Annotated in this window: 17 protein-coding genes; 10 read left to right on the top strand and 7 right to left on the bottom strand. The window is 54.9% G+C overall.

Annotated features, from left to right (window positions below; translation table 11 throughout):
* Positions 1–109 precede the first annotated feature (109 nt).
* The 4 genes from Q1B13_RS01180 (at position 110) to Q1B13_RS01165 (ending at position 4230) form a co-directional block, all read left to right on the top strand.
* Entirely contained in the window at positions 110–1348 is a 1239-nt protein-coding gene (locus Q1B13_RS01180; protein ID WP_298933790.1) for a TRAP transporter substrate-binding protein, read from the top strand.
* A 67-nt stretch (positions 1349–1415) separates the two neighbouring features.
* The gene (locus Q1B13_RS01175; RefSeq protein ID WP_298933788.1) at positions 1416–2081 is read left to right on the top strand and encodes a TRAP transporter small permease; all 666 of its coding nucleotides are present in this window, start codon (positions 1416–1418) and stop codon (positions 2079–2081) included.
* Positions 2081–3439 (top strand): TRAP transporter large permease, encoded by a 1359-nt coding sequence (locus tag Q1B13_RS01170; protein WP_298933786.1) that lies wholly within the window; start codon positions 2081–2083, stop codon positions 3437–3439. Before Q1B13_RS01175 ends, Q1B13_RS01170 begins: the two co-directional genes overlap by 1 nt.
* Positions 3440–3450: 11 nt before the next feature.
* Positions 3451–4230, top strand: a complete 780-nt coding sequence (locus Q1B13_RS01165; protein WP_299077195.1) for an IclR family transcriptional regulator — start codon at positions 3451–3453, stop codon at positions 4228–4230.
* 197 nt (positions 4231–4427) lie between these two features.
* Here Q1B13_RS01165 and Q1B13_RS01160 read toward each other — a convergent pair whose 3' ends face one another.
* Genes Q1B13_RS01160 through Q1B13_RS01150 form a run of 3 tightly spaced genes read right to left on the bottom strand, consistent with a single transcriptional unit; the run spans position 4428 to position 6480 of the window.
* Positions 4428–5225 (bottom strand): metal ABC transporter permease, encoded by a 798-nt coding sequence (locus Q1B13_RS01160; protein WP_298933782.1) that lies wholly within the window; start codon positions 5223–5225, stop codon positions 4428–4430.
* A complete protein-coding gene (locus tag Q1B13_RS01155) occupies positions 5225–5965 on the bottom strand; it encodes a metal ABC transporter ATP-binding protein (RefSeq protein ID WP_299077192.1) in 741 nt (246 codons plus the stop codon). The genes Q1B13_RS01160 and Q1B13_RS01155 overlap by 1 nt, the downstream gene beginning before the upstream one ends.
* Positions 5966–5967: 2 nt before the next feature.
* Positions 5968–6480 (bottom strand): Fur family transcriptional regulator, encoded by a 513-nt coding sequence (locus Q1B13_RS01150; protein ID WP_299077189.1) that lies wholly within the window; start codon positions 6478–6480, stop codon positions 5968–5970.
* Between the two features lie 56 nt (positions 6481–6536).
* Between Q1B13_RS01150 and Q1B13_RS01145 the strand changes: the two genes are divergently transcribed.
* The 4 genes from Q1B13_RS01145 (at position 6537) to Q1B13_RS01130 (ending at position 8676) form a co-directional block, all read left to right on the top strand.
* Entirely contained in the window at positions 6537–7688 is a 1152-nt protein-coding gene (locus tag Q1B13_RS01145) for a zinc ABC transporter substrate-binding protein (protein WP_299077187.1), read from the top strand.
* Positions 7689–7919: 231 nt separating this feature from the next.
* Complete coding sequence (locus tag Q1B13_RS01140; protein ID WP_299077184.1) at positions 7920–8066, top strand: hypothetical protein; 147 nt, start codon at positions 7920–7922, stop codon at positions 8064–8066.
* A gap of 150 nt (positions 8067–8216) precedes the next feature.
* Positions 8217–8465, top strand: a complete 249-nt coding sequence (locus tag Q1B13_RS01135; RefSeq protein WP_299799606.1) for a hypothetical protein — start codon at positions 8217–8219, stop codon at positions 8463–8465.
* Positions 8466–8538: 73 nt separating this feature from the next.
* The gene (locus tag Q1B13_RS01130) at positions 8539–8676 is read left to right on the top strand and encodes a hypothetical protein (protein WP_299077181.1); all 138 of its coding nucleotides are present in this window, start codon (positions 8539–8541) and stop codon (positions 8674–8676) included.
* 446 nt (positions 8677–9122) lie between these two features.
* Here Q1B13_RS01130 and Q1B13_RS01125 read toward each other — a convergent pair whose 3' ends face one another.
* From Q1B13_RS01125 to ugpB, 4 genes are read right to left on the bottom strand one after another with little or no spacing between them, the layout of a single operon-like run.
* Positions 9123–10178 carry a sn-glycerol-3-phosphate import ATP-binding protein UgpC gene (locus Q1B13_RS01125; RefSeq protein WP_299077178.1) on the bottom strand — a complete coding sequence of 352 codons (1056 nt, stop codon included), beginning with the start codon at positions 10176–10178 and terminating at the stop codon, positions 9123–9125.
* 3 nt (positions 10179–10181) lie between these two features.
* Positions 10182–11018 carry a sn-glycerol-3-phosphate ABC transporter permease UgpE gene (gene ugpE, locus Q1B13_RS01120; RefSeq protein WP_298934063.1) on the bottom strand — a complete coding sequence of 279 codons (837 nt, stop codon included), beginning with the start codon at positions 11016–11018 and terminating at the stop codon, positions 10182–10184.
* A 20-nt stretch (positions 11019–11038) separates the two neighbouring features.
* A complete protein-coding gene (gene ugpA, locus Q1B13_RS01115; RefSeq protein WP_298933748.1) occupies positions 11039–11920 on the bottom strand; it encodes a sn-glycerol-3-phosphate ABC transporter permease UgpA in 882 nt (293 codons plus the stop codon).
* 57 nt (positions 11921–11977) lie between these two features.
* Complete coding sequence (gene ugpB / locus Q1B13_RS01110) at positions 11978–13288, bottom strand: sn-glycerol-3-phosphate ABC transporter substrate-binding protein UgpB (RefSeq protein ID WP_299077175.1); 1311 nt, start codon at positions 13286–13288, stop codon at positions 11978–11980.
* Between the two features lie 179 nt (positions 13289–13467).
* Here ugpB and Q1B13_RS01105 point away from each other — a divergent pair, with 179 nt between their 5' ends.
* Together Q1B13_RS01105 and Q1B13_RS01100 are read left to right on the top strand one after the other, a co-directional pair.
* Entirely contained in the window at positions 13468–14385 is a 918-nt protein-coding gene (locus Q1B13_RS01105; RefSeq protein WP_299077172.1) for a LysR substrate-binding domain-containing protein, read from the top strand.
* Between the two features lie 209 nt (positions 14386–14594).
* Entirely contained in the window at positions 14595–16574 is a 1980-nt protein-coding gene (locus tag Q1B13_RS01100) for a bifunctional 2',3'-cyclic-nucleotide 2'-phosphodiesterase/3'-nucleotidase (RefSeq protein ID WP_299077170.1), read from the top strand.
* Positions 16575–17172: the final 598 nt, after the last annotated feature.

Raw genomic sequence — 17172 nt, 5'->3', positions numbered from 1 at the left:
ATCCGGGTCCTCCCAACGTCGTTGAAAAAAACTCTATGCAAGATGGAAGAATTATACTAGCCTTTTTTGATACAAAATGTCTCAATAATTGCGATCAGGGAGGTAAGCAATGGAGATCGGTCGAAAACTAAGTGGTATTTCGCGTCGAGATTTTTTCCGTGTGGCAGGCCGGTATGGCATGAGCTCCACGTTGTTGGCTGCTGGCGGATTCGGTGGTGCCATGAGTATCGCCAATCTGGCGCAAGCTGCAGAATCCACCTATGAAAAGCGGTTCTCGAAAGAGCCGAAGCATACGTTGAAATTCGGTGCATCCGGGTTCAATACAAGAAACCTTTTGATCGAGCGGGCCGGGGCAATTGAATTTGCACGCGACCTGGAAGAACGCACAGACGGCGAGATTCGCATCGAGTTCATTGGCGACAATCAGATCTGTGGCCAGCTAAGTTGTGTCGAAAAAACACAGCAGGGAATCGTCGACATCTATGCGGCGTCGACCCAGAACTCGGCGGGTGGCGCGCCCTATCTGAACGTGTTGGACTATGCATACATGTTCCCAAGCCGCGCGGCGCAGTATCACTTCTTCTATAGCCCCGCGAGCCAGCGCATCCTGCGTGAACCGCTCGAGAAGCGGCATGGGCTGAAGTTCTTGTTTACGCATTGTGAACTGCGTGGCCTGCAGATGGGATCTACCTTTGCTGACAAGCCGACGGTTACGAAACTGGAAGAACTGTTTGGCACCAAAAACCGTGTCACGGGCACGCAGCTGGGCCGGATCGCGATGCAGCTTCTGAACCTGAACCCGGTTCCGGTGGCGTGGGAAGAAACCCTTGATGCGTTGAAAACAGGTCTGATCGATGGTGCAGAAACCTGGGCATCCGCTGTGGCATACGCCAACATGGCGCCAGTGGTGTCGCAGTCTGTGAACCTCAAGTTCTTCTGCGGAACCGAGCATACTTCGATGTCTGCCAGCGTCTTCGATGGGCTGGGTGGCGAATTGCAGGATGCGGTTATGGAATCGTCCTACTTCACCCAAGCGCTTATTCAAGGGGCCAACGAAGCGGCCTTGCTGAACACAGTTGGTTTCTCGGATCCGCAATTGCCGAACACGATCTTTGCCGAAAACGGCGTGCGTGCCGCGTTCCTGGCCGACGATCAGATCAAACTGGCCGAAGAGATGTGCGCCCCGAACTACAATCCGGAACCCTGGGCTGAATGGCGCGAGCGTCTGAATAAATGGGCTGGTGGTATCGACACCTATCAAGAGATCTACGACATCGCGCGTGAGATCCCGGCTGATACTCTGCCAGAAAATGTTGAGCCACGCCGTTGGTGGAAGGGCGAGGCCTAATCTAAGCTCTGATGAACCGGCCCATACGGGCCGGTTCACCTAAACACCGACTGGGAGGACGGGGTTCATGTCGTTTTGGGCAGATGTCGGCGCTATTTTCAGCGCCTTGTTGAGCCAGGATTCGTTCGAGATTCAAAGTGCGTTGCGATCCGATGCGGCTTGGGTTGTTGGCACAGTTGTCGCCGCGATCGGCGGATTTCTCGTTATGCTGATCTATCGCAAGGTGCCGTTCATCGAGCGCCATTTTGAACGATCGGTCATGGTGTATTCATATCTTGCCATCGCGCTGATCATCTTTTGGGGCGTAATCGACCGATTTGTCTTTAACGATCAGGAACCTTGGTCCACAACCATTCCGCCGCTGCTGTTCATGGTCATGGCCTGGTTCGGGGCGTCCTACAATGTACGTCTGCGTACGCATCTGAGTTTCAGCGAATTTCGTAGCGCAATGCCGCGTGCCGGGCAGCTAGGCTGTCTGATTTTGGACGCAGTCTTGTGGTTTGTTTTTGCCGTCATCGTGATTGTGACAACCTCGCGACTTGTAGCGTTGTCCGCATCGAACTTCCAAATCGTCCTAGGAACCGACAACATCATGCAATGGTGGTTCCTGCTTGCGGCACCGCTTTCTTTTTTTCTGATGGTCGGCCGTGTGTTTCAGAATTTGGCTGACGATTTGCGCAATTGGAAAACAGGCGAGCCGCTGATCAAGCAGGCCGTGATTGGGGCAGACTGATGACTGACGGAACCATTGTCACACTGATCTCGCTGGGGGTCACGTTTCTATTCATGCTGGGCGTGCCGGTGCTGCTGGTCATCGGTTATTGGGTGATTGGCTGCTCTTTTGTGTTGGGCCTGACACTCGACAACATGGGCGCCGAATTGTTGAACGTCTTCAACAAAGGCTTTGCTCTGTTGGCGATGCCCCTGTTCATTCTGACCGGAGATTTGATCAACAAGTCAGGTATCGCGCGACGATTGAGCGACTTTGCCTACTCGTGTCTGGGTTGGATACGCGGCGGGCTGGCGATGGCGTCATTGGGCGCTTGCGGGTTGTTTGCGGCGATTTCCGGGTCGAACTCGGCGACCACGGCAACAATTGGTTCGATGCTGCACCCCGAGATGGTCAAGGGCGGCTATGACGAGCGCTTCAGCGCCGCGACAGCGGCGGCTGGTGGCACCGTCGGTATTATTATCCCACCGTCGATTATCTTCATCGTCTATGGGTTCCTGATGAACCTGCCGATATCCGAGCTGTTCTTGGCTGGAATCCTGCCCGGCGCCTTGATGGTCATTGGCATGCAATTTGCCTGCTGGATCATTTGCCGCATGAATGGCTGGGGCTATTTGATTCCGTTGCAACTGAACCGGATCCTTAAAACTGCGTTTGGCGCGTGGCTTGGGTTCTTTGCCATCGGTCTCGTCCTTTGGGGTATTTACACAGGCAAATTTTCCCCAACCGAAGCGGCCGGTGTTACCGTCGGGTTTTGCGTGATAGCGGGATTGGTCAGCTATCCGATCAACCGGATCATGGGCGCTCGCGACGACGTCTCACCCACCGATAAAAGCTTTGCTGAGATGCTGGTCGTCGAAGGCTTCACAATCCCCGAGATCCCTTCAATCGTCATCCGCTCGGCCCAGATTACTGGTATTCTTGCACCGCTGATCGCCATCTCGGTGGTCATGCAGCAAATTCTATCATTGCTGGGTGCACAGCAAACCATCGGCGATTTCGTGACGTCTATGGGCGGGTATTATGCGGTTTTGTTCACGTCTATGGTGATTGTCTTTTTCTCGGGCATGGTGTTGGAAAGCCTGCCGGTGACGATCATCCTTGCCCCGATCCTGGCACCGATTGCTGCGTCGGTTGGTGTTGATCCAATCCATTTCTCAGTGATCTTCCTGGTCGGTGCATCGATTGGTTTCATTACGCCACCATACGGGCTGAACCTTTATGTCGCATCCAGCGTGACGGGCGTGCCCTATTTCCGGCTGTTGCGTTACACTGTGCCATATCTTGTGGCATTGCTGTCTGTTTGGATTTTGGTTTCACTCGTACCTGATCTGGCCTTGATCATGCTGCCAAACAACTAGAATGTAGCGGGATGGCCTACACGGACACACCAGAAAAAGATACCCAAATACCGACCAACCTGCGCTTGCTGCTGATCTTGGAAGAGGTCGCCAGGCGTGGGGTCGCGGTTAAACCGTCAGACCTGATCGAGGCATTGGGTCTGGCAAAACCAACGATCCATCGCTTGCTGCAAACAGCCGAGGCAGAAGGGTTCTTGCAGCGTGACTTGGATGGGCGGTCTTACGGACCTGGTCCACGGTTGCGGCAGCTCTCCGTGAACACGGTGTCGTCCGAACATTTGCGGACCGCGCGACTTGCGATTCTGCGCGGGGTTGCGGATGAAATCGGTGAAACCTGCAACCTGGCCATCCCGGACCGAGAGGGCATGATCTATCTGGATCGGGTCGAGACAAAGTGGCCACTGCGCATTCAACTACCTGTCGGAACACAAGTCCCTTTTCATTGTACGGCCAGTGGTAAAATGTACCTGTCTACCCTCCGACAAAATACACTTGAAGGATACCTGTCCGCCCGCAAGTTGCACCAACATACTGACCAGACTTTGACCGACGCAACAGCACTACGCGAGGAGTTCAAGCTTATTACGCAAAGAGGTTATTCGACTGACGACGAAGAATTCATGGCCGGCATGGCCGCTGTTGCGGTGCCAGTCTTGGATGAAAATAACAGGCTCGTAGCCACGCTGGCCGTTCATGCGCCAACCCAACGCCGTAACTTGGGCAGTTTAACTCAGTGCTTGGACACACTTCAGAACGGGGCAAGAAAACTCTCGGGTTTGCTCGCACCTTAGGCTCCAGATTCATTGATTTAAAGCTAGAATAACATGACAGCAGCAAGTGCGATCTAGGTTCGGGTGGCGACCCGACGTCAGCACTTCTGGCGCCGAACATAGTTTCGATACAGATGCAACGGGCCTACGCCGCGATTGGAAACAAGAATAGACTAGTGATCTCTGCTCCACACACGCTCGCTAGCACAGATGTTGTGCTAGGCTCCGGTTCGGGTCTGCCAGCCAACGAGACTGAGAAAAGCAAATAAAACTGCGGCCACGCAGACGATCGACGGCCCCGCCGGCGTGTCAAAGACATAGGCCGCCCGCAGGCCAGCGACCGCTGAAACAGCTCCGATCGCGGCGGCAATCGCCGCCATTGATTCCGGCGACCGCGCCAGGTTTCTGGCGGCGGCGGCAGGAATGATCAACATGGCTGCGATCAGCAGGACACCCACCACCTTGATTGCAACTGCCACAGTGACGGCAAGGGACAAGGTCAACACTAGCTGCTCGCGTTTGGGGTCGAACCCGCTGGCATAGGCCAGCTCTTCGTTCAAAGTTGCGGTCAAAAGCCGCGACCAGCGCCATGCGATCAGCGCCACGACCAAGGCCGCTCCTCCCCAGATTACCGCCAGATCCGCGCGCGACACAGCCAGAATGTCGCCAAACAAATACGCCATCAGGTCGATACGAACGCCCGACAGGAATGAGACGGCAACCAGACCGAAAGCCAGTGCGGAATGCGCCATAACACCCAGAAGCGTGTCCATCGCATAGCCACGGCCAGCAAGCAGTGTCACGGCCAGCGCCATTATCAGAGCCACGGCGAGCGCGCCGGTAAAGATCGACATTTGAAATGTCAGTGACAGCGCCACACCAAGGATTGCAGCATGCGCCGTCGCATCGCCGAAATAGGCCATGCGGCGCCAAACGACAAAGCACCCCAACGGTGCAGCTGCAAAAGCAACGCCAACACCAGCAAGCGTTGCTCGCGTCATGAAGTCATCTAGCATTATTCCGCCGCTTCCTGTGCATTTGCGCTATGATCGTGATCGTGGTCATGGTCATGGCGATAGAGCGCTAGTGCGCCCCCTGTCCCCGTTCCAAACAAGGCGCGGTATTCCGGGGCCGACGCCACCACTGCGGGCGAGCCCTCGCAACAGACATGACCGTTCAGGCAGATCACCCTGTCTGACGCGCTCATGACCACGTGCAGCTCGTGGCTGATCATCAGAATTGCGCACCCGGTGTCACGACGTACGGCTTCGATTTGACGATAGAATGCGGCCGAGCCGGGCTGATCAAGACCCTGAGTTGCTTCATCGAGCAAAAGAACCTCGGGTTTGTTAATTAATGCCCTTGCCAAAAGAACGCGTTGAAACTGTCCGCCCGAAAGCTGTGACATCTGGCGTCTCAAGAGATCCGGCGCACCTGCAGCTACTAGCGCATCTTCGCACTTCCGCAGTGACACGCCATTTGCGAGGCGCATGAAACGCTCGACAGAAATCGGCAGCGTCGGGTCGATATGCAACTTTTGAGGCACATAGCCAATCCTTAGACCCGCCCTTTGTTTGATCCGCCCCTCAGCCGGCTTGGTCGCCCCAATAATTGCCCGAAATAAACTGGTCTTGCCCGATCCGTTGGGCCCTACAATTGTAACGATCTCACCTGGGGCAATCGTTATGTTGACATGACGCAGAACGGTGCTTGCGCCATATCGCACCGTAAGATCTTCGACAGTGATGAGTTCCATTTCTACGCCTTTTCGGAGCAGTCGGGGCACAGGCCTTCTGCTTCGACAACTGTCCGTTCTATTTCAAAACCCACTGCGCGCGCGGCTGCCCCTAACGCACCTTTAGCGGGTGCGGTATGGGCTTCTGCCACGGCGTCGCAGCTTCTGCAAATCATGAAGGCAGGCGAATGCGTAGCGCCGGGATGTGCACAGGCGACAAACGCATTCAGGCGCTCGATCTTATGCACGAACCCATTCTCAACCAGAAAATCAAGGGCTCGGTAAGCTACAGGCGGCTGCGATCCGAACCCTTCGTCCCGCAGCCGGTCCAAGATGGCATAGGCTCCAAGCGCTCGATGCTCTTGAAGCAACAAGTCCAGGACTTTACGCCTGACCGGCGTCAATCGCAGTCCGTCTTCTTTGCATCGCGCCTCGGCCGTGGCCAAGCCGGTTTCAACGCAGTTTTCATGATTGTGCTTCTGAAACCCAACGAGAGCCGAGTCTTCGGCGGGCGCGGGTCGAGTCTCTCTTGTCATGTTATTCCATATCATGTATGCGGCTCGTAACGTTATAAAATCACACAGAGGGTCTGATGTCCAGAAAGCTCCTTCCAGTTTCGATCACCACCGCGTTGTTGGGTAGTGCAGCCGTAGCAGATGTCCCGAACGTCGCGGTCGACATAGCGCCGGTTCATTCATTGGTGGCCATGGTGATAGAGGGGGTCGGCACGCCTGATTTGATTGTGCCACCGGGTGCGTCTCCACATGAATACAACCTGCGCCCGTCCGAGGCTGCGGCCCTGCAAAATGCGGATCTGGTGTTTTGGCTGGGCGAGGAACTGACGCCTTGGATGACTGGCGCGGTAGAAACCCTCGCCGACGGTGCGACTGTCACGACTTTGCTGGACTCTGACGGCACCGTCCTTTTGGACTTCCGTGAGGGAGCTTTGTTCGAAGCGCATGATCATGACGATGACGATGATCATGGCGACGAAGACCATGCAGGGCACGACAGCCACGATCACGAAGACGAGCATGGCGATGACGATCACACTGACCATGATCACGAGGAACATGCCAAGGACAAAGATCATGACCATGGTGATGACCACAGCAAAGACGAAGAACATGCTCATGATGACGGCCATGATGACCATGCGGATGGCGATGACCACGATCACGAAAAACATGCCGAGCATGAAGGCGGTGACGATCACGATGATCATGATCATGGCGCACATGACCCGCATGCGTGGCTGTCGCCTGAAAACGCAGGTGTTTGGCTCAACCTGATTGCAGCGCAACTCTCGTCAGCCGATCCGGAAAATGCGGGCGCCTATTTTGCCAATGCTGCAACGGCTCGCGAGGAAATGGATAGGCTTTCGGCGGAAGTGTCGGCGATGCTCGAACCTGCTCGCGGTGGCAGTTTCATCGTGTTTCACGACGCCTATCAGTACTTTGAGAACACCTTTGACTTCCCAGCCTCCGGCGCAATCTCTCTTAGCGACGCTTCAGATCCCAGCCCCGCTCGTATTGCAGAAGTCCAAAGCCGTATTCGTGACGAAGGTATCGATTGTGTTCTGGCCGAGCCACAGTTCAATCAAGGTATTATCGCCACCGTGCTGGACGGGACAAAAGCCAATACCGGTGTGATTGACCCGCTTGGATCTGATCTGGAGCCGGGTCCGGCCCTTTACCCCCAACTCATCAGAAACATGGCTGAAACACTGGCCGGGTGCTTGTGACTCGCCTTGTCCTAATGTGAACATAGATGAGATTGGCGCCTCTGAAGGCCCTTTGCGAAGCAAGGCGAGATGGGGTGCGTGGCCACACTAGTCCCGAATGTGAAAACAAATGGCCTGAATTGATCTATTGACACAAGCTCGAGCAAACGACGCGGGTTCTAGTGCGATGCTACGGCTATGCTCGCGCATCGAATTGCATGCATCCGCATTGCCAGCCCCGGCGGTACATACATGTCGGCCAATCTGTTCGAACAAGTGAAGACCAAGTTGGATCTTACAATTCAGGACTTGGGCACGCATGACGCTAAAAACATCTCCGAGCCGGTGCGCGTGTTCGGCCCTGCCTTGGATGATAGAGCTGCAGCCATCGTGCCCTGAACGCGCCCGTCAGGGAATAGTTTGGAAAAAGCGAGCCGTTCATCGCAGCCAGCGTCGCGGCCGCCATGGTCAAGTTGGTTATTGCGTGGTGGCAACCGTGGTGTTCGACGCGAAATCTTGCCTCAAAGGAGCAAATCGCGCCTGCGTCAGATGAATTCTCCACTGCAGTCATGGCGTTTGATGACCTTAACAATCACGCCAAATTCAGCATTCGTCCTGGCAGATTCCATTGACCCAGTGGTCTATGGCGGCAACCCGCCCCAGACCGTTGAGTGTATGAAACTAGCGATCCGGCTGAACCCGCACCACCAGCACTGGTATTTTTGGAATCTGGGTTGGGTCCGACATTTCGCTGCGAATTATGACGCAGCTAAAGCATCCTTCGAACAGATGAACTAAATCCCTGACGGATTGAAACACACCTATACGCCGGTATTGCGGCGTCTTGGGCTCGCCAGTGAGGAGCAAAGGGTTGTCGACGAATTTTTTGGTGGTGAAACCTGATTTCACGATCCACGAGGTAAAAACTGCGCCGTTCGAGAGCGATGCGTATCTCACCCGATGGCCGGATGGTCTGAAAAAAATGGGCGTGCGTGATGTCAGGGAGTGAGCGGTTTCCGCGGATTTGATGCACGCGACACCACAACAAACAGGGCTTTGTATTAATCGAGGAACACGATCGCTTTGGTCTCACTGCTGAGGCTATTGCGGCATGTCTATGTAAATTGGTAGGAAGGTCCCTTGCTTCTGCAAGCGCTTGTCCGACCGCTGCTTGGTGGAGCACGGATGGCAAGCGCCATTCTGCCCGTCAGTTTCTGTATCACTGCATCAATTTACCACGATCCTCCGTAAAGGACCGTCTGGTGATATTGGCGGCAGCTGGCCCGGCCAGAAGTATTTACATCGCGACCATATCGGCGAACCCCATCGACCCGCCCAAGAACACGCAATTTATGACGGATCTCTCACTGGTCCTCTGTCATCGATTACATCCTCCTTCTCCAAATTGGAGCTTAAAGAAGGTGTCTCGCGAGTACGTGCATATCTACACAGCCGTTAGCGTTCCAACCTGTGCCCTTTGGTCGGGTCAAAGAAATGCATATGAGTTGGTGACACCGAAAACCGCATGTTCACATGCTTGCCCTCTATTGGATGGACGCCAGGCAGACTGATGGTAATGGCTGTCTTGTTTGCCGTGAATTGACCATGCAACAGAGTGTTAGCGCCCAGCGGTTCGGATATTTGGATGGCGGCTTCGATCGGGCCATTGTCGTCCTGCACAAGGTGCTCAGGGCGAATACCCAGTTTTACAGCGCCATCCGCTACCGCTGCAGGACCGATTTCGACGTCAGCAACCTTAAGCGTGCCGTCTTTGCATACGGCGTCAAACATGTTCATCGCTGGGCTGCCGATAAACTGGGCCGCAAACAGTGTTCGCGGTGTTTCATAGACATCCAACGGTGTTCCGATTTGTTCCGCGATGCCCCCGTTCATCACGATCATCCGGTCGGCCATCGTCATCGCTTCGACCTGATCGTGCGTCACGTAAAGGGATGTGATTCCAAGCTTTTCCTGAAGCTCTCGAATCTCCAGACGCATTTGCACACGCAGTTTGGCGTCCAGGTTCGACAGCGGTTCATCGAACAGAAACACGGCGGGCTCGCGTACGATCGCACGGCCCATGGCGACCCGCTGACGTTGACCACCAGACAGCTGCCTGGGTTTGCGGTCCAGCAACGGTTCAAGTTGCAACAGCTTCGCGGCTTCAGTCACTTTTTGATCGATATCACCCTTAGGCAATCCGGCGATCTTAAGCCCATAGCCCATGTTCTGACGCACAGACATATGCGGGTAGAGCGCGTAGTTTTGGAACACCATGGCGATATCGCGATCCATGGGCTCTTTCTCGTTGGCGCGTTCGTCGCCAATCCTGATCTCTCCCGAACTTACGGTTTCAAGGCCAGCAACCATGCGCAACAGCGTGGATTTACCGCAGCCGGACGGGCCGACGATGACGATGAATTCGCCATCCGCAATGTCCACATCAATTCCGTGGATGACGTCCGTTTCGCCAAAGCTCTTCTTGACGTTCTGAAGGGTTACTGTTGCCATTTCTTATTTCTCACTATCGACAAGACCACGGACAAAGAGCTTCTGCATTGACACCACCACGATGACCGGTGGGATCATTGCCAGAATGGAGGTCGCCATAATCACAGGCCAATCCGCGACATCATCACCCGATGGGAACATTTGCTTGATGCCCATGACGATGGTGTTCATGTCCGGATCGGTGGTGATCAGCAACGGCCAGAGGTATTGGTTCCAGCCGTAGATGAACAGGATGACGAACAGCGCGGCAATGTTCGTGCGGCTCATCGGTACGACGATATCGATGAAGAACCGCATGGGCCGCGCGCCGTCAACCCGAGCTGCCTCGGCCAATTCATCGGGGATGGTCAGGAAGAACTGGCGAAACAGGAATGTTGCTGTTGCCGAGGCGATCAAAGGAAAGATCAGGCCGTAGTAGCTGTTGAGCATGCCAAACCCGGCGACAACCTCGAATGTCGGCACAATCCGAACCTCGACTGGCAGCATGAGCGTGATGAAGATCAACCAGAAGAACGTTGTGCGGCCCGGAAAGCGAAAATAGACGATCGCGAAGGCTGACAAGAGCGAGATGATGATCTTGCCCACAGCAATGCCGATGGCCATGACGAGGCTGTTGAACAGCATGGTTGCGACAGGAACATTCACACCGGAAAACAGCGCAGCCGAATAGTTTTCCCAGAACCGATCCCCAGGCCAGATCGGCATGGGCGGAGACGTGATTTCCGGCTGCGAAACTGTCGAGGCGACGAATGCCAGCCAGATCGGAAAGAAGATCACAAGGACGCCAAGGATCATCATCACGTGGGTGAGCCAGATACCGGCGCCGCGCTTTTCGACCATTCCGTGTTGTTGGGACGCCATCAGTAATGCACCCTTTTTTCAACGTATTTGAACTGGATCACTGTCAGCAGGCCGACCACAATCAAAAGAATGACGGATTGTGCAGAAGACGATCCAAGGTCCTGGCCCACAAACCCGTCTGAAAAGACTTTGTAGACAAGGATCGTTGTGGCTTGCTGTGGTCCGCCGCCGGTGATCGTGTGGATCACGCCAAATGTTTCGAAGAATGCATAGACCACGTTGACGACAAGCAGGAAGAAGGCTGTAGGGGATAACAGCGGAAGGACGATAGTGAAGAACCTTCGCCAGAAATGGGCGCCATCAATCGCCGCAGCTTCGATCACGGATTTAGGCACCGATTGCAGAGCGGCAAAAAAGAACAGGAAGTTATAGCTGATGCGGCCCCAGGCAGATGCGACCACGACCAACCCCATTGCCTCGGTCCCGTTTAGCACATGGTTCCAGTCGTAGCCCAACTGGCTCAGATACCAGGACACAACGCCAACGCGGGTGTTGAACATGAACAGCCAAAGCACACCTGCAACGGCCGGGGCAACGGCGTAAGGCCAGATCAAAAGTGTTCGGTAGACACCAGATCCCTTGATCAAGCGGTCCGCGATGACCGCCAGAAACAACGCAGGAATCATCGAACAGAGAGTAACAAGGGTCGAGAAAATCGCCGTTGTGACGAACGAAGCGCGGTAGAACTTGTCACTAAGCAGGAATTCGAAATTGCCGAGGCCAACGAATTGTGAGGACAGGCCGAACGGATCAGGAATGAACAGCGATTGCCAGATGGCCTGCGCCGCCGGGTAGAAAAAGAAGACGGCTGAAATGACAACCTGCGGTGCAATCAGCAACAGCGGCAAAAGCCAACCGCGAAATGTGACGCGTTTTTCCATTTCGGCAACCCACCCAAAAGAAGATGTGGGCCGCTAGGGCCCACATCGATTTCAACGTTATTGATTGGCAGATTCGAAACGGCGCAACAGGGCGTCACCGCGTTCCTTGGCACTGTCCATCGCTTCCTGGGCAGTCTTGTCGCCAGACCAGACGGCTTCCAGTTCTTCATCGATGATGCCGCGAATCTGGTCAAACGACCCTAGGCGCAAACCTTTCGAGTTTGCGGTGGGCTCCTTGGCCGTCATCTGGATCACAGCAATGTCCGTGCCGGGGTTATCATCATAAAACCCAGCCGCCCGTGTCGCATCTCCAGCTTCGGCAGTGATTGGCAGGTATCCGGTGTTCTGATGCCACGCGGCCTGCACATCTGATGACGACAGGAAGCTCAGGAACTCGCCGACGCCTTTGTATTCATCAGCTTCATGACCTTCCATCACCCACAGGGATGCGCCGCCGATAATGGTGTTCTGCGGCTCACTCGTGACAGCCTCCCAATACGGAAGCGGACGCACGTCGAATTCAAACTCGGCTTCCGAACTGATGCCCGCGTAACCAGCCGAGCTTTCGGTGAACAGTGCACATTCGCCCGCCCGGAAATTCGCACCGCCTTCATTTCTGCGGCCTGTATAGATGAACTTGCCGTCTTTGGCCCAATCGCCCATGGCGGTCAGGTGTGCCACCTGGGCAGGGCCGTTCAGCATCAGCTCGGTATCAAGGCCTGCAAACCCGTTATCCTGAGAGGCAAAGGGAACATCGTGATAGGCTGAGAAGTTTTCTAGGTGAATCCAGCTTTGCCAGGCGGTCACAAGTGGACACTCTTCCCCGCCTGCTTTGAGTTGATCCAGAACTGCTCCGACATTTTCCCAGGTTGACAGATCAGTGTCAGGGTCAACACCCGCGGCCGTCATCGCATCGCGGTTGACCCACAATACAGGCGTGGAGGAGTTGAAGGGCAGCGAAAGCATATCGCCGTCCGTCGTGGTGTAGTACCCTTTTACAGAGCCGATATAAGCGTCCGGGTCGAATGAAGCGCCGCTTTCCGCCATCACCTCATAGACTGGTCTGACGGCGCCTGCGGCAGACATCATTGTTGCTGTTCCGACTTCGAACACCATCAGGATATGGGGCTGTTCGCTGGCGCGGAACGCGGCGATACCAGCATTCAATGTCTCAGAATAGTTACCCTTGTGGCTTTCCACTACGACATAGTCGCTCTGGCTGGCGTTGAATTCCTCAACCTGTGCCGTCACCAGTTCGCCCAAACGCCCTGTAAAGGCGTGCCAGAACTGAACTTCGGTCTGCGCCAATGCCGCCACTGGCGACAACACTGTGGTTACGGCCAATGCGCCGAGTAGATTCTTAGTCATGATTCCTCCCATGCATCATTTTTGATGCGTCAGTTAACACCGTGCGCATCGCGTACACGGTGGACTTGATACTTTTACGACGTTACCGCCGGAAAATCATAATTCAAGTTTTGATTATTGGGTCGGAACATAACATTGCATTATACTATGGTGAAATGCGACGGCCGACGGGATAGGGAATGCGACAAACACTGAGGGTCAGACAGCTTGAAGCACTTATGGCTGTGACAGTTAACGGTTCTATGACGGCTGCTGCTGCGGGCCTTGGTATCAGCCAGCCAGCTGTAAGTCGTCTTCTGGCCGATCTTGAGAAAACCCTAGGTTTTCAGCTTTTTGATCGCCGTGATGGGCGGTTGGTTCCGTCGCAAGAGGTCCGTTTTCTACAGCCCAGTGTCGAACGCGTTCTGGAACTGATGACCCAGATATCCGATGTCAGTCAGGATATCACCCAGCGGAAAGCAGGACATATCCGCGTCGCCTGCCTTCCGGGGTTTGCCACAAGCCACATGCCAAAGGTCATCGCGAACTTTCTGAAAGACCGGCGCGGCGTGACCATGACCATCGAACCCGACAGACCGGAGCGTATCTTGGAATGGATGATAGGCGAGCAATATGACTTTGGCGTCACCGATGGGTTCAACGGGCATCCCGCAATCGAAAGCCGGGATGTGAACGTCCGAACTGTGTGCGTCTTCAAAAAAGGGCATGCCTTAGAGAATGCTGCCGAGGTTACGCCAGCCGATCTCGCGCATGAGAAGATTATTCACACGCGGCGCGACAGTGATTTCTTTGTTCGACTGTCAAAGACGTTTCAAAACGCCGAAGTCCCGCTGAATTCTCACATTGAGGTACGCCAATTCACTGCGGCTTGCGAATTGGCGGTTCAGGGCGTCGGGGTTTCGATCGTTAGTGAACTGGATGCTGTCAAATACGTGGATTTGGGGCTGAGCTTTCGCCCCTTCAAACCCTTCCAGCCGCATACCTTGTCACTGGTTCGGCCGGTTCTGAAACAACCTTCCCTGATCACGCTTGAGTTCATTGAACATTTCAGTGAAAGCCTGCGCCCCTTTATGGTGCCAGCCGGCGGAGCAAAGTAATACGTTGGTTCAAGCCCGATGTGGTTGTTGCGTTCCATCGCGGGTCAAGCATGTCAGCGGCGCTGCTTTACTCGGCTAAGAGAATGGTATCAAATTGATCCGGTAAGTCGTCTCAGCCCGACGTGCGTGGTGGTTTCCAGTTTTGTGTCACATCTCTGTTGTCAAAAGCATCCAGAAACCGCGTCAATCAAAACTCTGAAAGGTGCCAAATGCCCTACATCCATCGTTCCTCTATTTCGCGCCGTCAGTTTCTTGCAACAACGGCAACCGGCGCCGCTGTCATTGCCTTGCATCCATACTCTGCTTCTGCGGCGAACAATCAGGCGCACCTGCGGATCATGGAAACCACGGACATCCACGTTCACGTGTTTCCCTACGACTATTATGCAGACAAACCGCGTGACACTGTTGGCCTGTCTCGGGCCGCTTCGATCATCAATGAGATCCGTTCAGAAGCGACCAACTCGCTTTTGGTCGACAATGGCGACTTCCTGCAGGGCAACCCAATGGGCGACTACATCGCTTATGAGCGCGGCATGAACGAGGGCGACAGCCACCCGATTATTACCGCCTTCAACACTATCGGGTACGATGCGGCCACTTTGGGGAACCACGAATTCAACTACGGTCTGAGTTTCCTTGAGAAGTCGCTGGCCGGGGCCGAGTTCCCGGTGGTGCTGGCAAACGTCGCCAAGGAAAAGGGCGGAACTCCGCGTGAAGACAAGACACTGGTCAAGCCCTACGCGATTCTCGACCGCGAGATCGAGTTGGGTGACGGGTCCAAGCATCCGATCAAAATCGGTGTTATCGGATTTACGCCACCGCAGATCATGAACTGGGACCGCAAGCACCTGGAAGGCAATGTCGAAGCGCGCGACATTGTGGAAACCGCCAAAGCCTATGTACCGGAAATGCAAGAGCAGGGCTGTGATCTGATCATTGCTCTGTCGCATTCCGGGATCGGTGATGCCGATCATGCCGACGGGATGGAAAATGCATCGGTTGTGCTCGCCGGCGTTGAAGGCATCGATGCGTTGGTGACCGGCCACAATCACTTGGTATTTCCGTCACCCACTTTTGCGGATCTTCCTGGCATCGACGTCGACAAAGGCACATTGATGGGCAAACCAGCCGTCATGGGCGGGTTTTGGGGATCGCATCTGGGATTGTTGGATTTATTGCTGGAACGAGATGGCAATGCGTGGCGCGTGGTCACAACCACGTCCGAGGCACGGCCAATCTCGCGGCGCAACGAAGATCGCTCGATCACAGCACTGGTCGGAGATGACCAATCCGTATTGGACTCGGTGACCGCCGATCACGAAGAAACGCTGGCGTATGTGCGCCGCGCGGTCGGCAAAACATCCGCCCCGCTGCACAGCTATTTCGCCCTGGTGGCTGATGATCCGTCTGTACAGATCGTCTCCATCGCCCAGAAATGGTATGTTGCAGAGATGCTGAAAGGTACCGAGCATGAGGGCTTGCCAATCCTGTCGGCAGCAGCCCCATTCAAGGCAGGAGGTCGCGGAGGACCGGAATATTACACAGACGTACCGGTCGGCGATGTCGCGATCAAAAACGTGGCAGACCTGTATCTCTATCCCAACACAGTGCGCGCGGTGCGCGTAAACGGGGCACAGGTGCGTGGCTGGTTGGAACGTTCGGCTGGAATGTTCAATCAGATCGAAGCGGGCTCGCAAGATGCCATCCTGCTGAATCCGGCCTTCCCGTCGTATAACTTCGACGTCATGGATGGTGTCACCTACCAGATCGACCTCTCACAGCCCTCACGTTTTGACCCGGATGGCGAGGATCTGAACCCTGAAGCGGAGCGTATCGTCAACCTCACTTTTGACGGCGTGCCAGTGACGGATGACATGGAGTTCATCATCGCTACCAATAACTATCGCGCCTCCGGAGGAGGGTCATTCCCCGGAGCAAAAGGCGATACCGTAGTGTTCGAAGCTCCGGACACCAATCGCGACGTCATTGTGCGTTACATTGTTGAGCAAGGAACGATTGATCCAAAGGCCGACGGCAACTGGTCATTCGCACCGCTTGGGGACACCACTGTCTTGTTTGAAACCGGCCCGAACGGGCGGGGGTACATGAGCGACGTTGGTGGCATAGAGATAGAAGATGCCGGTGACGGAGCGGACGGTTTTGCGGCATTCCGCATCAAGCTTTAGAAACGCTTATCTGGCGCGAACAAAGTGATCGGTCTGAAGCCCTTCGAACTGGTATTCCGATTTCAATACAAAAACCACCTATGGGAGAATGTGGTGTAGTTCTGTTGTGACTGCCAGCGACTTCCAAGGCACGAGTTTGGACATTCGGAAGCCTTTCAACTGTGTTGAAACTGCCGAGCAAGCCGCTGGCAGCTTTCCGCGCGATGTTCGTGTACCCTGCGCGCACCCAAATCAGCGCCCACTTCGGGATCCCATTGTTGAACGTACGTCTGCGCAACGGGATCCCACTTGCCTGCCAGCCTGCATCGTCCAGCATAGGCTGCGTGAAAAGCTTCCCGAACGCTTTCATATTCTCTTTCGGGCCAGTCACCGTGGGCTGATGGTCTAAAGCTGGGACAGTGTCGCCTAACACCAAACGGTCAAGCCGATCCGCACAAGATGAACGCGTTGTGCCTAAGCAATGCTGTCAGTTCCGCCGCCTCGGATGCCGGGCGATCGAATGACGTATCCGCGTAGCCATCCGGTTTGTCTGAGCAGCCATTTCTGGAATGGTCACAGTAGACAACAGTGTATGTTGCGGACCACCAATCGAAATAGG

Source organism: uncultured Ruegeria sp. (assembly GCF_947489545.1).
Classification (GTDB): Bacteria; Pseudomonadota; Alphaproteobacteria; order Rhodobacterales; family Rhodobacteraceae; genus Ruegeria.
The sequence above is the reverse complement of the archived record's forward strand: the minus strand, read 5'-3'. Positions and strand labels throughout refer to the sequence as shown.

Bases quoted from the DNA above. Each gene is read 5' to 3' on its own strand.
- Q1B13_RS01180 (WP_298933790.1), top strand. From the start codon at position 110: ATGGAGATCGGTCGAAAACTAAGTGGTATTTCGCGTCGAGATTTTTTC.
- Q1B13_RS01175 (WP_298933788.1), top strand. From the start codon at position 1,416: ATGTCGTTTTGGGCAGATGTCGGCGCTATTTTCAGCGCCTTGTTGAGC.
- Q1B13_RS01170 (WP_298933786.1), top strand. From the start codon at position 2,081: ATGACTGACGGAACCATTGTCACACTGATCTCGCTGGGGGTCACGTTT.
- Q1B13_RS01165 (WP_299077195.1), top strand. From the start codon at position 3,451: ATGGCCTACACGGACACACCAGAAAAAGATACCCAAATACCGACCAAC.
- Q1B13_RS01160 (WP_298933782.1), bottom strand. From the start codon at position 5,225: ATGCTAGATGACTTCATGACGCGAGCAACGCTTGCTGGTGTTGGCGTT.
- Q1B13_RS01155 (WP_299077192.1), bottom strand. From the start codon at position 5,965: ATGGAACTCATCACTGTCGAAGATCTTACGGTGCGATATGGCGCAAGC.
- Q1B13_RS01150 (WP_299077189.1), bottom strand. From the start codon at position 6,480: ATGACAAGAGAGACTCGACCCGCGCCCGCCGAAGACTCGGCTCTCGTT.
- Q1B13_RS01145 (WP_299077187.1), top strand. From the start codon at position 6,537: ATGTCCAGAAAGCTCCTTCCAGTTTCGATCACCACCGCGTTGTTGGGT.
- Q1B13_RS01140 (WP_299077184.1), top strand. From the start codon at position 7,920: ATGTCGGCCAATCTGTTCGAACAAGTGAAGACCAAGTTGGATCTTACA.
- Q1B13_RS01135 (WP_299799606.1), top strand. From the start codon at position 8,217: ATGAATTCTCCACTGCAGTCATGGCGTTTGATGACCTTAACAATCACG.
- Q1B13_RS01125 (WP_299077178.1), bottom strand. From the start codon at position 10,178: ATGGCAACAGTAACCCTTCAGAACGTCAAGAAGAGCTTTGGCGAAACG.
- ugpE (WP_298934063.1), bottom strand. From the start codon at position 11,018: ATGGTCGAAAAGCGCGGCGCCGGTATCTGGCTCACCCACGTGATGATG.
- ugpA (WP_298933748.1), bottom strand. From the start codon at position 11,920: ATGGAAAAACGCGTCACATTTCGCGGTTGGCTTTTGCCGCTGTTGCTG.
- ugpB (WP_299077175.1), bottom strand. From the start codon at position 13,288: ATGACTAAGAATCTACTCGGCGCATTGGCCGTAACCACAGTGTTGTCG.
- Q1B13_RS01105 (WP_299077172.1), top strand. From the start codon at position 13,468: ATGCGACAAACACTGAGGGTCAGACAGCTTGAAGCACTTATGGCTGTG.
- Q1B13_RS01100 (WP_299077170.1), top strand. From the start codon at position 14,595: ATGCCCTACATCCATCGTTCCTCTATTTCGCGCCGTCAGTTTCTTGCA.